General features: G+C 60.2%; 12 protein-coding genes. 9 read left to right on the forward strand and 3 right to left on the reverse strand.

Annotated features, from left to right (window positions below; translation table 11 throughout):
* The first annotated feature begins 47 nt into the window (after window positions 1–47).
* The 9 genes from pilQ (at window position 48) to hemE (ending at window position 14,266) form a co-directional block, all read left to right on the forward strand.
* Window positions 48–2,147 (forward strand): type IV pilus secretin PilQ, encoded by a 2,100-nt coding sequence (gene pilQ, locus JTJ32_RS15505; RefSeq protein WP_210042573.1) that lies wholly within the window; start codon window positions 48–50, stop codon window positions 2,145–2,147.
* Between the two features lie 4 nt (window positions 2,148–2,151).
* Window positions 2,152–2,670, forward strand: a complete 519-nt coding sequence (gene aroK / locus JTJ32_RS15510; protein ID WP_004882714.1) for a shikimate kinase AroK — start codon at window positions 2,152–2,154, stop codon at window positions 2,668–2,670.
* Between the two features lie 125 nt (window positions 2,671–2,795).
* Window positions 2,796–3,899 (forward strand): 3-dehydroquinate synthase, encoded by a 1,104-nt coding sequence (gene aroB, locus JTJ32_RS15515; RefSeq protein ID WP_099229356.1) that lies wholly within the window; start codon window positions 2,796–2,798, stop codon window positions 3,897–3,899.
* Between the two features lie 9 nt (window positions 3,900–3,908).
* Window positions 3,909–5,537 carry an SPOR domain-containing protein gene (locus JTJ32_RS15520; RefSeq protein ID WP_099229357.1) on the forward strand — a complete coding sequence of 543 codons (1,629 nt, stop codon included), beginning with the start codon at window positions 3,909–3,911 and terminating at the stop codon, window positions 5,535–5,537.
* A gap of 359 nt (window positions 5,538–5,896) precedes the next feature.
* Entirely contained in the window at window positions 5,897–10,342 is a 4,446-nt protein-coding gene (gene gltB, locus JTJ32_RS15525) for a glutamate synthase large subunit (protein WP_099229358.1), read from the forward strand.
* A gap of 121 nt (window positions 10,343–10,463) precedes the next feature.
* Window positions 10,464–11,882: an FAD-dependent oxidoreductase gene (locus JTJ32_RS15530; RefSeq protein ID WP_099229359.1), complete on the forward strand. Its 1,419-nt coding sequence runs from the start codon at window positions 10,464–10,466 to the stop codon at window positions 11,880–11,882.
* Window positions 11,883–12,300: 418 nt separating this feature from the next.
* Window positions 12,301–12,816, forward strand: a complete 516-nt coding sequence (locus tag JTJ32_RS15535) for a S1 family peptidase (RefSeq protein WP_210042574.1) — start codon at window positions 12,301–12,303, stop codon at window positions 12,814–12,816.
* A 5-nt stretch (window positions 12,817–12,821) separates the two neighbouring features.
* Window positions 12,822–13,061 (forward strand): trypsin-like serine protease, encoded by a 240-nt coding sequence (locus JTJ32_RS26535; RefSeq protein ID WP_210042575.1) that lies wholly within the window; start codon window positions 12,822–12,824, stop codon window positions 13,059–13,061.
* A gap of 137 nt (window positions 13,062–13,198) precedes the next feature.
* Window positions 13,199–14,266 carry a uroporphyrinogen decarboxylase gene (gene hemE, locus JTJ32_RS15545; protein ID WP_210042576.1) on the forward strand — a complete coding sequence of 356 codons (1,068 nt, stop codon included), beginning with the start codon at window positions 13,199–13,201 and terminating at the stop codon, window positions 14,264–14,266.
* Window positions 14,267–14,325: 59 nt separating this feature from the next.
* Here the strand turns inward: hemE and JTJ32_RS15550 are convergent, their stop codons facing one another.
* The 3 genes from JTJ32_RS15550 to JTJ32_RS15560 all read right to left on the reverse strand — a co-directional run bounded on the left by JTJ32_RS15550 (window position 14,326) and on the right by JTJ32_RS15560 (window position 15,898).
* Window positions 14,326–14,904, reverse strand: a complete 579-nt coding sequence (locus JTJ32_RS15550) for a lipocalin family protein (protein WP_099229362.1) — start codon at window positions 14,902–14,904, stop codon at window positions 14,326–14,328.
* Window positions 14,905–14,906: 2 nt separating this feature from the next.
* A complete protein-coding gene (bamE, locus tag JTJ32_RS15555) occupies window positions 14,907–15,161 on the reverse strand; it encodes an outer membrane protein assembly factor BamE domain-containing protein (protein ID WP_004882706.1) in 255 nt (84 codons plus the stop codon).
* Window positions 15,162–15,295: 134 nt separating this feature from the next.
* Complete coding sequence (locus JTJ32_RS15560; protein ID WP_099229363.1) at window positions 15,296–15,898, reverse strand: DUF924 family protein; 603 nt, start codon at window positions 15,896–15,898, stop codon at window positions 15,296–15,298.
* Between the last annotated feature and the right edge of the window lie 11 nt (window positions 15,899–15,909).

The following is a 15,909-nucleotide window of genomic DNA, read 5'->3' on the forward strand; positions in this document are numbered from 1 at the left end:
AGTGGGCAAGGCCAAGCATGTACAGCACCGCACAACGGAAATTGATCATGACCCGGATTCTCTCGATTATCGGCGTTTCGTTATGGATAGCGATGATTTCGCCGGTTCTCCAGGCCGCCAATCTCAAGACGCTCGATGTCGCGGCCCTGCCGGGTGATCGAATCGAGCTCAAGCTTTCCTTCGACGCACCGGTGCCCGCGCCGCGTGGCTATACCACCGAGCAGCCTGCGCGCATCGCGCTGGACCTGCCGGGCGTGACCAGCCAGCTGGCGACCAAGAGCCGTGATCTGGGCGCAGGCAATGCCCGCAGTGTGGTGGTTGTTCAGGCCCAGGACCGCACGCGGGTCATCATCAACCTGACCACGCTTTCGCCTTACAGCTCTCGCGTCGACGGCAACAACCTGTTCGTGGTGATCGGTCAGGGTGCGGCGGCAGCGCAGGCTTCCCAGCCGACCACGGCCAAGGGGGCTGCACGGGTCGCCGTGCCGCCGCCAACGCCTGCGTCGGCGCGGCCTTATGTGCCTGCGGGCGCCCGAGCCATTCGCAACGTCGACTTCCAGCGCGGTGAGCTGGGCGAAGGCAACGTGGTCATCGACCTGAGTAACGCAAGCATCGCGGCAGATATTCAGGAGCAGGGCGGCAAGATCCGTGTCGACTTCGCCAAGACGCAATTGCCCGAGCCGCTGCGCGTGCGTCTGGATGTGAAGGACTTCGCCACGCCCGTTCAATTTGTCAGCGCCACGGCGTCCGGCGACAAGGCCAGCATTTCCATCGAGCCGTCCGGTGCGTTCGATTACTCGGCGTTCCAGACCGAAAACAAACTGACCATCAGCGTGCGTCCATTGACCAATGAGGATGTAGACCGACGAGCGGCCGACAAGCCGGTCTACACCGGCGAGAAGTTGTCGCTGAATTTCCAGGACATTGATGTGCGCTCGGTACTGCAGCTGATTGCCGATTTCACCAACCTCAACCTGGTTGCCAGTGACACGGTTCAGGGCGGTATCACCCTGCGTCTGCAGAACGTGCCGTGGGATCAGGCCCTGGACCTGGTGCTCAAGACCAAGGGCCTGGACAAGCGCAAGGTCGGCAGCGTGTTGCTGGTCGCGCCGGCTGATGAAATTGCCGCCCGTGAACGTCAGGAACTGGAGTCTCTCAAGCAGATTGCCGAGCTGGCGCCGCTGCGTCGGGAACTGCTGCAGGTCAACTACGCCAAGGCGGCGGACATTGCCAAGCTGTTCCAGTCGGTCACCAGCGCCGAGTCCAAGGCGGACGAGCGTGGCTCCATTACCGTGGATGAGCGCACCAACAACATCATTGCCTACCAGACTCAGGATCGACTCGACGAACTGCGCCGTATCGTCTCGCAGCTGGATATTCCGGTTCGTCAGGTGCTGATCGAGGCGCGAATCGTTGAAGCCAACGTTGATTATGACAAGCAGATCGGCGTGCGCTGGGGCGGTCGGACCGACCGGTCTCGCAAGTGGAGCGTCGGCGGTCTCGACGATAACGGCGATGAGGCAGGCAATACGGGCAACGATCTGACCGCCAACATACCGTTTGTGGATCTGGGCGCTCCTGATGCAACGGCGGGCGTCGGCATCGGTTTCCTGACCAACAACGCGCTGCTTGACCTTGAACTGAGTGCGATGGAAAAAACCGGTAACGGCGAAATCGTATCCCAGCCCAAGGTCGTCACCTCCGACAAGGAAACCGCAAAAATCCTCAAGGGCACAGAGATTCCGTATCAGGAGTCCAGCTCCAGTGGCGCCACGACGGTGAGCTTCAAGGAAGCGTCCCTGTCGCTGGAGGTTACGCCGCAGATTACGCCGGACAACCGCATCATCATGGAGGTCAAGGTCACCAAGGATGAGCCCGACTACCTCAATGCGGTCCTGGGCGTGCCTCCGATCAAGAAAAACGAGGTCAACGCCAAGGTGCTGATTTCCGACGGCGAGACCATCGTGATCGGTGGCGTGTTCTCCAATACGCAAAGTAAAGTTGTAGAGAAAGTGCCATTTCTCGGTGATGTGCCGTATCTTGGCCGCCTTTTCAGGCGCGACGTGGTAGCAGAGGCGAAATCCGAGCTGTTGGTATTTCTGACACCGCGTATCATGAACAACCAGGCGATTGCTGTGAGTCGTTGATTCTGTGCGAAATTTAATACTTGTGGGGCCGATGGGTGCTGGCAAGAGCACCATCGGCCGTTTGCTTGCCAAAGAGTTGCGACTGCCGTTCAAGGATTCCGACAAGGAAATCGAGTTGCGCACGGGTGCCAATATTCCCTGGATTTTCGACAAGGAAGGCGAACCGGGCTTTCGCGACCGTGAGCAGGCCATGATTGCAGAGCTGTGCGAGGCCGATGGCGTTGTTTTGGCCACGGGCGGCGGGGCGGTCATGCGCAGCGAAAATCGTCAGGCGCTGCATGCTGGCGGGCGAGTGGTGTATCTGCACGCGTCGGTCGAGCAACAGGTCGGCCGGACGGCACGCGATCGCAATCGTCCTTTGTTGCGTACGGCTGATCCTGCTCGCGTGCTGGGCGAATTGCTGGCCATTCGCGACCCGCTGTACCGGGAAATCGCCGACCTTGTGGTCGAAACCGACGAGCGGCCGCCGCGCATGGTGGTTCTGGACATTCTGGCTCGTCTTGCCGAGCTTCCTCCCCGTTAAAGCGCAGACAAAAATGCGCTATCCTCGGCGACCAATAAAACAGCGACGGTACAGGGTCCGGCACAATGGCTGTCCTGACGCACCCAGGTGTGCAACCGTCGAACCGGCAATCAACGTGGGGACACATGCAGACACTTAAGGTCGAGCTTGGTGAGCGTAGCTATCCGATCCATATCGGCGAAGGCCTTCTGGATCGTCCCGAACTCCTGACCCCGCACATCGTCGGGCGCCAGGTGGCCATCGTGTCCAATACAACGGTCGCACCGCTGTATCTGGAGCGACTGACCCGCACGCTCGCCGGTTACAACGTTCTGCCGATCGTGCTTCCCGATGGCGAAGCGTTCAAGAACTGGGAAACCCTGCAAACCATTTTCGACGGTCTGCTGACGGCCCGTCATGACCGCCGCACAACGGTCATCGCGCTGGGTGGCGGCGTTATCGGTGACATGGCCGGGTTTGCCGCCGCGTGCTATCAGCGCGGCGTGAACTTCATCCAGATTCCGACCACGTTGCTGTCGCAGGTTGACTCCTCGGTGGGTGGCAAGACCGGCATCAATCATCCGCTGGGCAAGAACATGGTCGGTGCGTTCTATCAGCCCGGCGTCGTACTGATCGACACCACCTCGCTCAATACCCTGCCCGCGCGTGAACTGTCCGCGGGACTTGCAGAAGTCATCAAATACGGGCTGATCTGCGATGAGCCGTTCCTGACCTGGCTCGAAGAGCATGTCGACGCGTTGCGCGGGCTGGATCAGGCTGCATTGACCACCGCCATCGAACGTTCCTGCGCGGCCAAGGCGCTGGTCGTCGGTGCCGACGAGCGCGAGTCGGGTGTGCGGGCGACATTGAACCTGGGTCACACATTTGGTCACGCCATCGAGACGCATATGGGCTATGGTGTCTGGCTGCATGGCGAGGCGGTTGCCGCCGGTACGGTCATGGCGCTGGAAATGTCCTCGCGTCTGGGCTGGATCAGCACGCAGGATCGCGACCGCGGCATCCGTCTTTTCCAGCGTGCCGGTCTGCCGGTGGTGCCCCCGCAGGACATGACCGAAGAGCATTTCCTCGAACACATGGCAATCGACAAAAAAGTCATCGACGGGCGCCTGCGTCTGGTGCTCTTGCGTGAGATGGGTGAAGCGGTCATCACGGACGATTATCCAAAAGAAGTACTACAGGCCACTCTGGTTGCGGATTACCGCGCCCTGGTGGATCAGCTTAGAGGTTAACGGAAACCCATGACTAGTTTGCACGCCGACGAGGCCTTCCTCGGTCATTACCAGTTGAGTCATGACCCCTTTGCAGCGCGGGTACCTGGCTTCAAATTCTTCCCTGCCCAGCGCAAGCCGGTGCTGGGTCAGCTTCATCATCTGGCGCGTTACAGTCAGCTGCTGCTGGCGGTTACCGGTCCTCAGGGCAGCGGCAAGACCCTGCTGCGCCAGGCACTGGTGGCCAGTACCAACAAGCAATCGGTCCAGAGCGTGGTGGTTTCCGCGCGAGGCGCCAGCGATGCAGCCGGTGTGCTGCAACAGGTCGCACAGGCCCTGAGCGTTGCTCATGCCGAAATGCAGTCGATCCTGTCGCAAGTGGTTCAGCTCGGTCTGACGGGGCAGGAAGTGTACCTGCTGGTTGACGATGCGGAACAACTGGGCGATTCGGCGCTCGAAGCGTTGCTGGGGCTTGCAGCGGGTACGCCGGAAGGGCGCCCGCACGTGTTCCTGTTTGGTGAGCCGTCACTGCTCGATCGTCTCGATCAGTTGTGTGCCGAACTGCAGGGCGACGTTGAAGGCGAGCGCTTTCACGTCATCGAGTTGCAACCTTATACGGAAGAAGAAACCCGGGAGTATCTGGCTCAACGTCTGGAGGGTGCAGGGCAGGGAATCGCATTGTTTACTGCCGACCAGATCACCGATATCCATGAACAGTCCGATGGCTGGCCTGGGGCGATCAACCAGGTGGCCCGCGATTCAATGATCGAGGCGATGATCGCAAGTCGTTCTGCGGTCAAGCGTCCAAGTGTGGGGTTCAACATGCCGAAAAAACACGTATTGGCTCTGGGGGCTGTCGTGCTCGTGGCCGTGGCAGCCGCTGTGCTGATCCCGGGACGTGGCGACAAGACGCCTGTCAATGACCCTGCTTCCGCTCAGGCGCAACTGCCTCTGGGGCAGGGCACGCCATCTGCCCAGCAATCGAACAACGGTGGTCCGGCCATCGAATTCGCAGGCAACTCCCAGCCGATGCCGTTGCCGCTGGGTGGCAATTCACAACCTGTCATGCGCGGCCCGCTGGCCGAGGCGGCGGGTTCGAGTGATTCCGATGAAGATGCGGTGCCATCGGGCTCGCCCGCTCAGCCTCCGACCGTGACCACGACTGCGCCGCCAGCAGGTGTTCCTGCGGGTCAGGCTGCGGCTCAGACGCCACGCTCGTCCATTCCTGCGCCGACATCTCCCGCGCCGGTGACTCAGCCTGCACCGGCTGCCAAGCCTGCGCCAGCGCCGACTCAGGTGGCGACTGCCAAACCTGCTCCAGCGCCGGCCGCCAAGCCAGCCGAGAAGCCTGCTGCCGCCAAACCGGCTGCCGGTGGCAACTGGTACAGCGGTCAGGCACCAGGCCACTACGTGGTGCAGATCCTCGGCACCAGCTCCGAAGCGACCGCTCAGGCCTACGTGGCAGAGCAGGGCGGCGAGTACCGTTACTTCAAGAAAACCCTGCAGGGCAAGCCGCTGTATGTGGTGACCTACGGTAACTTTTCTGACCGTGCTGCCGCCCTGGCAGCCATCAAGGTATTGCCAGCCAAGGTTCAGGCTGGTAAACCTTGGCCTCGTACTGTCGCAAGCATCCAACAAGAGCTTGGCGCCACTCGCTGAAGTCGCAGCGGCCTTATCCGGGCCGCTCACCCGGCAAACCTGACTTTACCCGCTTGAGCGCGCCGCCTTTTCGGGGCGCGCCTTGTGGCGTCTGCGTTACAAACGCTCCGCAGTCTCAGTCGCTTCAGTCAGATTCTTCAAGAAATACTTTGACTACCACAGCGACCCGCTTTAAAACTTTCATAATTGCGACATTGATTATCCACCAATCGTCGTTAAATTTGTGAGCCCTAGTGTCGCTGTGTACAATGACCTCCGTTTTGCCCGTCCGAAGCCGGCGTACGTTCGGCGTGTCAGGTAATTGGTTGAATTAAAAGGAAATTTGCCTCGCATAGAGGCAGCCTGGTGAGAAAGTGTCTATGAAAGCAGGTCTGTACCAACCAGATGAATTCAAGGATAACTGTGGTTTCGGCCTGATCGCACACATGCAAGGCGAGCCCAGTCATCACCTGTTGCAGACGGCTATCCAAGCCCTGACCTGCATGACCCACCGTGGTGGCATCAATGCCGACGGCAAGACCGGCGACGGTTGTGGTCTGCTGATTCAGAAGCCCGACGGCTTCCTGCGCGCAAAGGCCAAGGAACACTTCGGTGTCGATCTGCCCCGCCAATACGCCGTGGGCATGGTGTTCCTCAATCAGGATGACGCCAAAGCCGAAGCCGCACGCGAAAACATGAACCGCGAAATCCTGGCTGAGGGCCTGGAGTTGGTGGGCTGGCGCCAGGTACCGATCGATACCAGCGTGCTGGGTCGTCTGGCGCTGGAGCGTCTGCCGAAGATCGAGCAGGTCTACATCGGCGGTGAAGGCCTCAGCGATCAGGAATTCGCGATCAAGCTGTTCAGTGCGCGTCGCCGTTCATCGGTTGCCAACGCCGCTGACACCGAGCACTACATCTGCAGCTTCTCGCACAAGACCATCATTTATAAAGGTCTGATGATGCCGGCCGATCTCACGGCCTTCTTCCCGGACCTGAGCGACGAGCGCCTGCAAACCGCGATCTGCGTGTTCCACCAGCGTTTCTCGACCAACACCCTGCCGAAATGGCCGCTGGCCCAGCCGTTCCGCTTCCTTGCCCACAACGGCGAGATCAACACCATTACCGGTAACCGCAACTGGGCACAGGCGCGTCGTACCAAGTTCACCAACGACCTGATGGAACTGGATGAGCTGGGGCCGTTGGTCAACCGCGTCGGCTCCGACTCGTCGAGCATGGACAACATGCTCGAGCTGATGGTCACCGGTGGCATCGACCTGTTCCGTGGCGTGCGCATGATCATTCCGCCTGCGTGGCAGAACGTCGAGACCATGGACCCGGATCTGCGGGCCTTCTATGAATACAACTCCATGCACATGGAACCGTGGGACGGCCCGGCCGGTGTCGTGATGACCGAAGGTCGCCATGCGGTCTGCCTGCTGGACCGTAACGGTCTGCGCCCGGCGCGCTGGGTCACCACCAAGAACGGTTACATCACCCTGGCGTCGGAAATCGGCGTGTGGGACTACAAGCCTGAGGACGTCATCGCCAAGGGCCGTGTCGGTCCGGGCCAGATTTTCGCGGTCGACACCGAGACCGGTCAGATTCTCGACACCGACGCCATCGATAATCGCCTCAAGTCACGTCATCCGTACAAGCAGTGGTTGCGCAAGAACGCCTTGCGCATTCAGGCGACCATGGAAGACAACGACCACGGTTCGGCTTTCTATAACAGCGACCAGCTCAAGCAGTACATGAAGATGTATCAGGTCACGTTCGAAGAGCGCGATCAGGTACTGCGTCCGCTGGGCGAGCAGGGCCAGGAAGCCGTGGGTTCGATGGGTGACGACACGCCGATGGCCGTGCTGTCACGTCGTGTGCGCTCGCCTTACGACTACTTCCGTCAGCAGTTCGCGCAGGTCACCAACCCGCCGATCGACCCGCTGCGTGAAGCCATCGTCATGTCGCTGGAAATCTGCCTCGGTGCCGAGCGCAACATTTTCCAGGAGTCGCCTGAGCACGCTTCACGCGTGATCCTCAGCTCGCCGGTCATTTCTCCGGCCAAGTGGCGCTCGCTGATGAACCTGGATCGTCCGGGCTTCGAACGCTACATCATCGACCTGAACTACGACGAACAGATGGGCCTTGAAGCCGCAGTCCGCAACGTCGCCGATCAGGCCGAAGAAGCGGTGCGTTCCGGTCATACCCTGATCGTGCTGAGCGACCGCCATATTGCACCGGGCAAACTGCCGGTTCACGCATCGCTGGCGGTTGGCGCGGTTCACCATCGCCTGACCGAGCAGGGCCTGCGTTGCGACAGCAACATTCTGGTCGAAACCGCGACCGCCCGTGACCCGCATCACTTTGCAGTGTTGATCGGTTTCGGTGCGTCGGCGGTCTATCCGTTCCTGGCCTACGAAGTGCTGGGCGACCTGATCCGTACTGGCGAAGTGCTGGGCGATCTGTACGAAGTCTTCAAGAATTACCGTAAAGGCATCACCAAGGGCCTGCTCAAGATCCTGTCCAAGATGGGCATCTCGACCGTTGCGTCCTACCGTGGTGCGCAGCTGTTCGAAGCCATTGGCTTGTCCGAAGAGGTCTGCAACACCAGTTTCCGTGGTGTGCCGAGTCGCCTGAAAGGCGCGCGTTTCGTCGACATCGAAGCCGAGCAGAAGGCCCTGGCGGCCGAAGCCTGGAGCCCGCGCAAGCCGATCCAGCAAGGCGGTCTGCTCAAGTTCGTGTTCGGTGGCGAATACCACGCCTACAACCCGGACGTGGTCAGCACCCTGCAGGCTGCCGTGCAGCAGGGAGACTACAGCAAGTTCAAGGAATACACCTCGCTGGTGGACAAGCGTCCGGTGTCGATGATTCGCGACCTGCTACAGGTCAAGACCCTCGACCAGCCGCTGAGCATCGACGAAATCGAGCCGCTGCCCGAGATTCTCAAGCGTTTCGACTCGGCGGGTATCTCGCTGGGCGCACTGTCGCCCGAGGCGCACGAAGCGCTGGCCGAGGCGATGAACCGTCTGGGTGCCCGCTCCAACTCCGGCGAAGGCGGCGAAGACCCGGCTCGCTACGGCACCATCCGCAGCTCCAAGATCAAGCAGATTGCGACAGGTCGTTTCGGCGTGACGCCGGAATACCTGGTCAACGCCGACGTGCTGCAGATCAAGGTCGCTCAGGGCGCCAAGCCTGGCGAAGGCGGGCAGTTGCCGGGCGGCAAGGTCAACGGTCTGATCGCCAAGCTGCGTTATGCAGTGCCGGGCGTCACTCTGATCTCGCCACCACCGCACCATGACATCTATTCCATCGAAGATTTGTCGCAGCTGATTTTCGACCTCAAGCAGGTCAACCCGGCGGCGCTGGTCTCGGTCAAACTGGTGGCGGAAGCGGGCGTCGGCACGATTGCGGCCGGTGTCGCCAAAGCTTACGCCGACCTGATCACCATTTCCGGTTATGACGGCGGTACCGGTGCTTCGCCACTGACCTCCATCAAGTACGCCGGTGCGCCGTGGGAGCTGGGGCTGGCCGAAACTCACCAGACCCTGCGCGGCAACGATCTGCGCGGCAAGGTCCGCGTGCAGACCGACGGCGGCCTGAAAACCGGCCTCGACGTGATCAAGGCTGCGATTCTGGGTGCCGAGAGCTTCGGCTTCGGCACAGCGCCAATGATCGCGCTGGGCTGCAAATACCTGCGTATCTGCCACCTGAACAACTGCGCCACCGGCGTCGCGACTCAGAACGAGAAGCTGCGCAAGGATCACTACATCGGCACGGTCGACATGGTGATCAACTTCTTCACTTACGTGGCTGAAGAGACGCGTGAGTGGCTGGCAAAACTGGGCGTGCGTTCGCTGGAAGAGCTGATCGGCCGTACCGATCTGCTGGAAATGCTGCCGGGTGAAACCGAGAAGCAGCAGCACCTGGACCTGACGCCGTTGCTGGGCAGCGACCACATTCCAGCTGACAAGCCTCAGTTCAGTCTCGTGGATCGCAACCCGCCATTCGACAAGGGCCTGCTGGCCGAGAAGATGGTAGAGCTCGCCAAACCGGCCATTGAAGCCCTCAGCGGCGGCGAGTACGAGATGGATATCTGCAACTGCGACCGCTCCATCGGCGCGCGGATTTCCGGCGAAATCGCCCGTCTGCATGGCAACCAGGGCATGAACAAGGCGCCGATCACGTTCCGCTTCAAGGGCACGGCCGGTCAGAGTTTTGGCGTGTGGAACGCCGGTGGCCTGAACATGTACCTGGAAGGCGATGCCAACGACTACGTCGGCAAAGGCATGACCGCTGGCAAGCTGGTGATCGTGCCGCCCAAGGGCAGCCCGTTCAAGACCAACGAAAGCGCGATCATCGGCAACACCTGCCTGTACGGCGCGACCGGCGGCAAGCTGTTCGCGGCGGGCACGGCGGGTGAGCGTTTCGCGGTGCGTAACTCCGGTGCCCACACGGTTGTGGAGGGCACGGGCGACCATTGCTGCGAATACATGACCGGCGGCTTCGTCTGTGTCCTCGGCAAGACCGGCTACAACTTCGGTTCCGGCATGACCGGCGGTTTCGCCTACGTGCTGGATCAGGACAACACGTTCGTCGACCGCGTCAATCATGAGCTGGTTGAAATCCAGCGCATCAGCGGCGAGGCGATGGAGGCGTATCGCACTCACCTGCAGAGCGTGCTGAACGAGTACGTCGCGGAAACCGACAGTGAATGGGGTCGTAACCTTGCGGAAAATCTGGACGACTACCTGCGTCGTTTCTGGCTGGTCAAGCCCAAGGCTGCCAACCTGAAGTCGCTGCTCTCCAGCACCCGGGCGAACCCGCAATAAGCGCAACTGCACGCGGCGTGTTTCACGCCGCACGACCACAGCAGTGCGCGAACGCCTGCGAACATGATTTCCTGCAGCTTCACGGCCATGGCCTGAAGCTGTCGTGTAGAGGTTCTAGAGAATGGCCGAGCGTCTAAGTAACGACTTTCAGTTCATCGATGTCGGGCGTAAAGACCCGAAGAAGAAGCTGCTGCGTCAGCGCAAGAAAGAGTTCGTGGAGATCTACGAACCCTTCAAGCCCCAGCAGTCCGCCGATCAGGCGCACCGTTGCCTGGGCTGCGGTAACCCGTATTGCGAATGGAAGTGCCCCGTGCACAACTTCATTCCCAACTGGCTCAAGCTGGTGGCCGAGGGCAACATTCTGGCGGCCGCCGAACTGTCGCACCAGACCAATACCCTGCCGGAAGTCTGCGGTCGCGTGTGTCCGCAGGACCGTCTGTGCGAGGGTGCCTGCACCCTGAACGACGGCTTCGGCGCCGTGACCATCGGTTCGGTCGAGAAGTACATCACCGACACCGCCTTCGCCATGGGCTGGCGTCCTGATATGTCCAAGGTCGTACCCACCGGCAAGCGCGTGGCAATCATCGGCGCCGGTCCTGCCGGCCTGGGTTGCGCCGATGTACTGGTGCGTGGTGGTGTGACGCCGGTGGTGTTCGACAAGAACCCGGAAATCGGCGGTCTGCTGACCTTCGGTATTCCCGAATTCAAACTCGAAAAGAGCGTGCTGAGCCATCGTCGCGAAGTGTTCACCGGTATGGGTATCGAGTTCCGCCTCAATACCGAAATCGGCAAGGACGTCACCATCGACCAGTTGCTCGAAGAGTACGATGCCGTTTTCATGGGGATGGGCACCTACACCTACATGAAAGGCGGCTTTGCCGGTGAAGACCTGCCAGGCGTGCACGATGCGCTCGACTTCCTGATCGCCAACGTGAATCGCAATCTGGGCTTCGAAAAGTCGCCTGAAGATTTTGTCGACATGAAAGGCAAGCGGGTCGTTGTGCTAGGCGGTGGCGACACGGCGATGGACTGCAACCGTACGTCGATCCGTCAGGGTGCCAAGTCGGTGACCTGCGCCTATCGTCGTGACGAAGAAAACATGCCGGGTTCGCGCAAGGAAGTGAAGAACGCCAAGGAAGAGGGCGTGAAGTTTCTCTATAACCGTCAGCCGATCGCTATCGTTGGCGAAGACAAGGTCGAAGGCGTGAAAGTGGTCGAGACACGTCTCGGCGAGCCGGATGCCCGTGGTCGCCGCAGCCCCGAGCCGATTCCGGGTTCCGAGGAAATCATCCCGGCCGATGCCGTGGTCATCGCCTTCGGCTTCCGTCCGAGCCCGGCTGCATGGTTCGAGCCCTCCACCATCAACACCGACAGTCAGGGCCGCGTGATTGCGCCGGAGCAGTCTCAGTACAAGCACCAGACCAGCAACCCGAAAATCTTCGCCGGTGGCGACATGGTTCGTGGGTCCGACCTGGTGGTTACCGCGATCTTCGAAGGCCGTAACGCGGCTGAAGGGATTCTGGATTACCTGGGCGTTTGATGGTTTCGGCGCTGTAAATCGAGAGCGTTAAGCCTTCAGTCCGCAACTGCCTGATCTGATCGCCCCAACAACTTACCCTGTGGGAGGGGGCTTGCCCGCGATGAACGATGACACGGATCGTCTGACACACCGCGCCGACTTCATCGCCGGCAAGCCGTCTCCCACAATGCAGCGTTTAGTCAGTTAATCATCTGTTGTTTGGCGGGCGCAGGTTCCGCGCCTCAAGTCTGACCAGCCTTCATCAGGCTGTTTCCCCGCCTTTGCTGTCAGTTCTGACAGTTCCCGCTTCCGACTCATTTCGTTTTACTGAAAACCGGTCCAGCGAGTCATGACTCGTCTGACAGGCCTCAACCTCGACGTGCGTTGCAGGATCGCAGCGGCGTTGTAACGAAAAACAGTCACGATCAGGGAGTTGATCATGAACAAGCTACTCGCGTTAATTTTTCTGGTCGCCACTCTGGGTGGCTGTGTCGCGGACCGTTCCACCGATGGCATCGGAAAGATCATCGGCGGTGAGCCCGCACCTCGCGGGCAATATCCGTTTTTTGCGGCACTGGTCAAGGAAGATGGTGCGCATGTCTGTGGTGGTGCGCTGATTGCGCCTCAATGGGTTTTGACCGCTGAGCACTGTCTGCGCGACACTCAAGCGCGCCTGGTCAGTATCGGTCTTGAGCAGTATCGACCCGAACTCATCGAGAAAGAGCGCATCGCAATCGGCAAGATTTTCCCTCATGCGGATTTGAACCGGGGCCAATACGACATCGCTCTGGTCAAGCTGACCCGTCCAGCGCAGAGCACTGATTTCCTTAGGCTGGACAGCCATCAGGCACCTGTCCCGCTCAGGGACGGCTCTCCGGTGACGCTGATCGGGCTGGGTAGAACCGACGCCGGCGAATTGTCCGATGTCTTTACCAGGGACAGGGCCGTGTACTGACTGATGTGCGGTGCATCTACGTTCCAGAAGGCTACCCCGACACTCACTTCAATCCGGAAAACAACATCTGCGCGGGCTACAATCAGGCGGGTGGTGATTCCGGTGGGCCTCTCCTGTATCGCGTTGGAAATGACTATGTTGAAGTCGGGCTGGTCAGTCGTACGCTGTTCGACGGCACCGGTCAGTACACGCGCGTGTCTTTTTTTGAAGACTGGATAAAAAATATCATGCAATCCAACCCGTAAAAAATCAGGGCTGAGTGACTTCAGTCACCCACCGGCTCCTGCGGCAAATCGACCCGATAGATAAAAGGCACGGCTCTTGCCGTGCCTTTTGCGTCGCGCTCTGAGAAAATGCCCGCACTTTTATAGCGGATGCCGACATGACTGCCCTGAAGAACGACCGTTTCCTGCGCGCCCTGCTCAAGCAACCCGTGGACATGACCCCTGTCTGGATGATGCGTCAGGCGGGCCGCTATCTGCCCGAGTACCGTGCCAGCCGCGCCAGCGCCGGGGACTTCATGAGCTTGTGCAAGAACCCGCAGTTCGCCTGTGAAGTCACGCTGCAGCCGCTGGATCGCTACCCGCTGGACGCGGCGATCCTGTTCTCCGATATTCTGACCATTCCCGATGCGATGGGGCTGGGCCTGTATTTCGAAACCGGCGAAGGCCCGCGTTTCAAGAAGACTGTCAGCACACTGGCTGACATCGAAGCCCTGCCGATCCCTGACGCGCAGAAGGATCTGGGTTACGTGATGGACGCGGTCAGCACCATCCGCCGCGAACTCAATGGTCGCGTTCCGCTGATCGGCTTTGCCGGCAGCCCGTGGACACTGGCGACCTATATGGTCGAAGGCGGCTCGTCGAAGGACTTCCGTAAATCCAAGGCGATGCTCTACGACAACCCGCAAGCCATGCACCTGTTGCTGGACAAGCTGGCGCAGTCGGTCACCACTTACCTCAACGGCCAGATTTTGGCGGGTGCGCAGGCGGTGCAGATTTTCGACAGTTGGGGCGGCAGCCTGTCTTCGGCGGCCTATCAGGAGTTTTCTCTGGCGTACATGCGCAAGATCGTCAACGGCCTGATCCGCGAGCATGACGGTCGCAAGGTGCCGGTGATTCTGTTCACCAAGGGTGGCGGATTGTGGCTGGAAAGCATTGCCGATGCCGGTGCCGATGCATTGGGGCTGGACTGGACCTGCGACATCGGTGAAGCGCGTCGGCGTGTCGGCAGCAAGGTTTCATTGCAGGGCAACATGGACCCTACCGTGCTGTATGCGCGTCCTGAAGCGATCCGCCAGGAAGTCGCACGCATTCTCGCCAGCTACGGCAGCGGCACCGGTCATGTGTTCAATCTGGGTCATGGCATTACGCCGGAAGTCGACCCCGCGAATGCGGGCGCTTTCATTGAGGCGGTCCACGAATTGTCGGCGCAGTATCACCAGAACTGAGTCGTCATTGCCTGATCGTGCCTGTCGGTGGGCACGATCAGACTTCTCCGCTTGAACCGTTACTTCGCTTCTTTGCCAATCTTCGAATCATCCTCGCGCCAGATCAGGCGTGAGGTGTCGTAACCCTGTTGGCGAGCCTTGCTCAGCATGTCCTGTTTGACCGATTCGGAGACGGTCGGCGTGCGCGACAGCAGCCACAGGTATTTGCGGTCCGGGTTGCCGACCACGGCGGTCTTGTAGCCGTTGCCGATGTCCAGTACCCAGTAATCACCCTTGGCGACGCCCGGCAGCAGACGCGAGAACCAGTTGTCGAACACGACCCACAGTTTGTCGGTCTTGCCCGGCACCTGCGGTGTCGCTGTGCCGGTCGCTTCCTGCCACTCGCCCTCGAGGGTGCGGCAGCGGTTGGTCACGGCAATAGTGCCGTCATCCTTGAGTGCGTAATGGGCTTCGGACTGGGCGCACTTGCGCTGGAAGAACATGGGCAAGCGCGCCAGCTCGTACCAGGTGCCCTGATACTGCTTGAGATCGACGCTGTCGACGGTCCTCGGCTCGAGGTTGTCAGCCGAGTGTGCAAAGCCGATTGCCAGGAAACTGGCCATCACGAAGATACCAAACCGAACGAGTACCTTGATCATGTTTATTTGAGGCCCTGGCCCGAGAACAGCACGACCTTGTCGGCTGCGTACTGGACGCTGATGAAGGTGTTCTGATCACCCCAGGTGCAACTGGACATGCCTAGCGCACCCGAGCACTCGGTCGGGCTGCCCAGCAGGGACTCGACCTGAGCCTTGGGCATGCCAGCGGAGAGCTTGGCGTAATTCTCCTGGGTGATTTTGCTGCACGCAGCCAGAAACACGCAAAACGACAGTAACGCGACATAGCGCAAGGACATGGATGTAGCTCCTGAACGGAAGGGGGTCGCGTCGCAACGCAGGCTGATGCAGCCTGACGCTGGCGCAATACCGAAAGCTTAGAAGAGAAAAACCCGATCTGGTTCCCGGCAGGCGCGAGGATTTATCTGGCCGATCAGAAGCTTGAGCCGGGTTTCTTGAGAAATTCTATCTCTTCGTCGGTCGATGACCTGCCCAGAATGGCATTGCGATGCGGAAAGCGCCCAAAACGGGCAATGATCTTCTGATGGCGTTCGGCGTAATCCAGACTGCTCTTGAAGTAGTCTCTATCCGTGGCGGGCAGCAGGGGAAGCAGGCGGGCAAAGCAGGCGATGGCCCGATTCTGGTCGGCGAGGTCTTCACTGTGTTCCAGCACCAGATAGATAAAGGTGCGCTGCAACGGATCCAGATGCTGATCGCGCTCCAGCTTCAAGCCGTGTTTGACCAGTGACTGCGCACGCGAGTCGCCGGCGAAGGCTTTGGGGGTGTCGCGATGGATCATGCGCGGCAGTTGATCGAGCAACAGGATCAACGCCAGCCAGCCCTTGGGGTTTTCCGCCCATTCGGCCAGTCCGCCTGAAAGAGCCTTTTCGACCTGATCACCAAAGCGCTCTCGCGCTTCGGTGTCATTGGCCTTCTTCTTGCCAAACCAGAGCGTGTTTCTGGATTTCACCACTTCAGTGGGCGATTCGGCAGAACCGAACCACCAGTCGAGCAGCGGCAGCCAGGGCGCACGCATCGGTCTGTTCC

The sequence above is a fragment of the Pseudomonas alliivorans genome, from assembly GCF_017826695.1.
GTDB classification, from domain to species: Bacteria; Pseudomonadota; Gammaproteobacteria; order Pseudomonadales; family Pseudomonadaceae; genus Aquipseudomonas; species Aquipseudomonas alliivorans.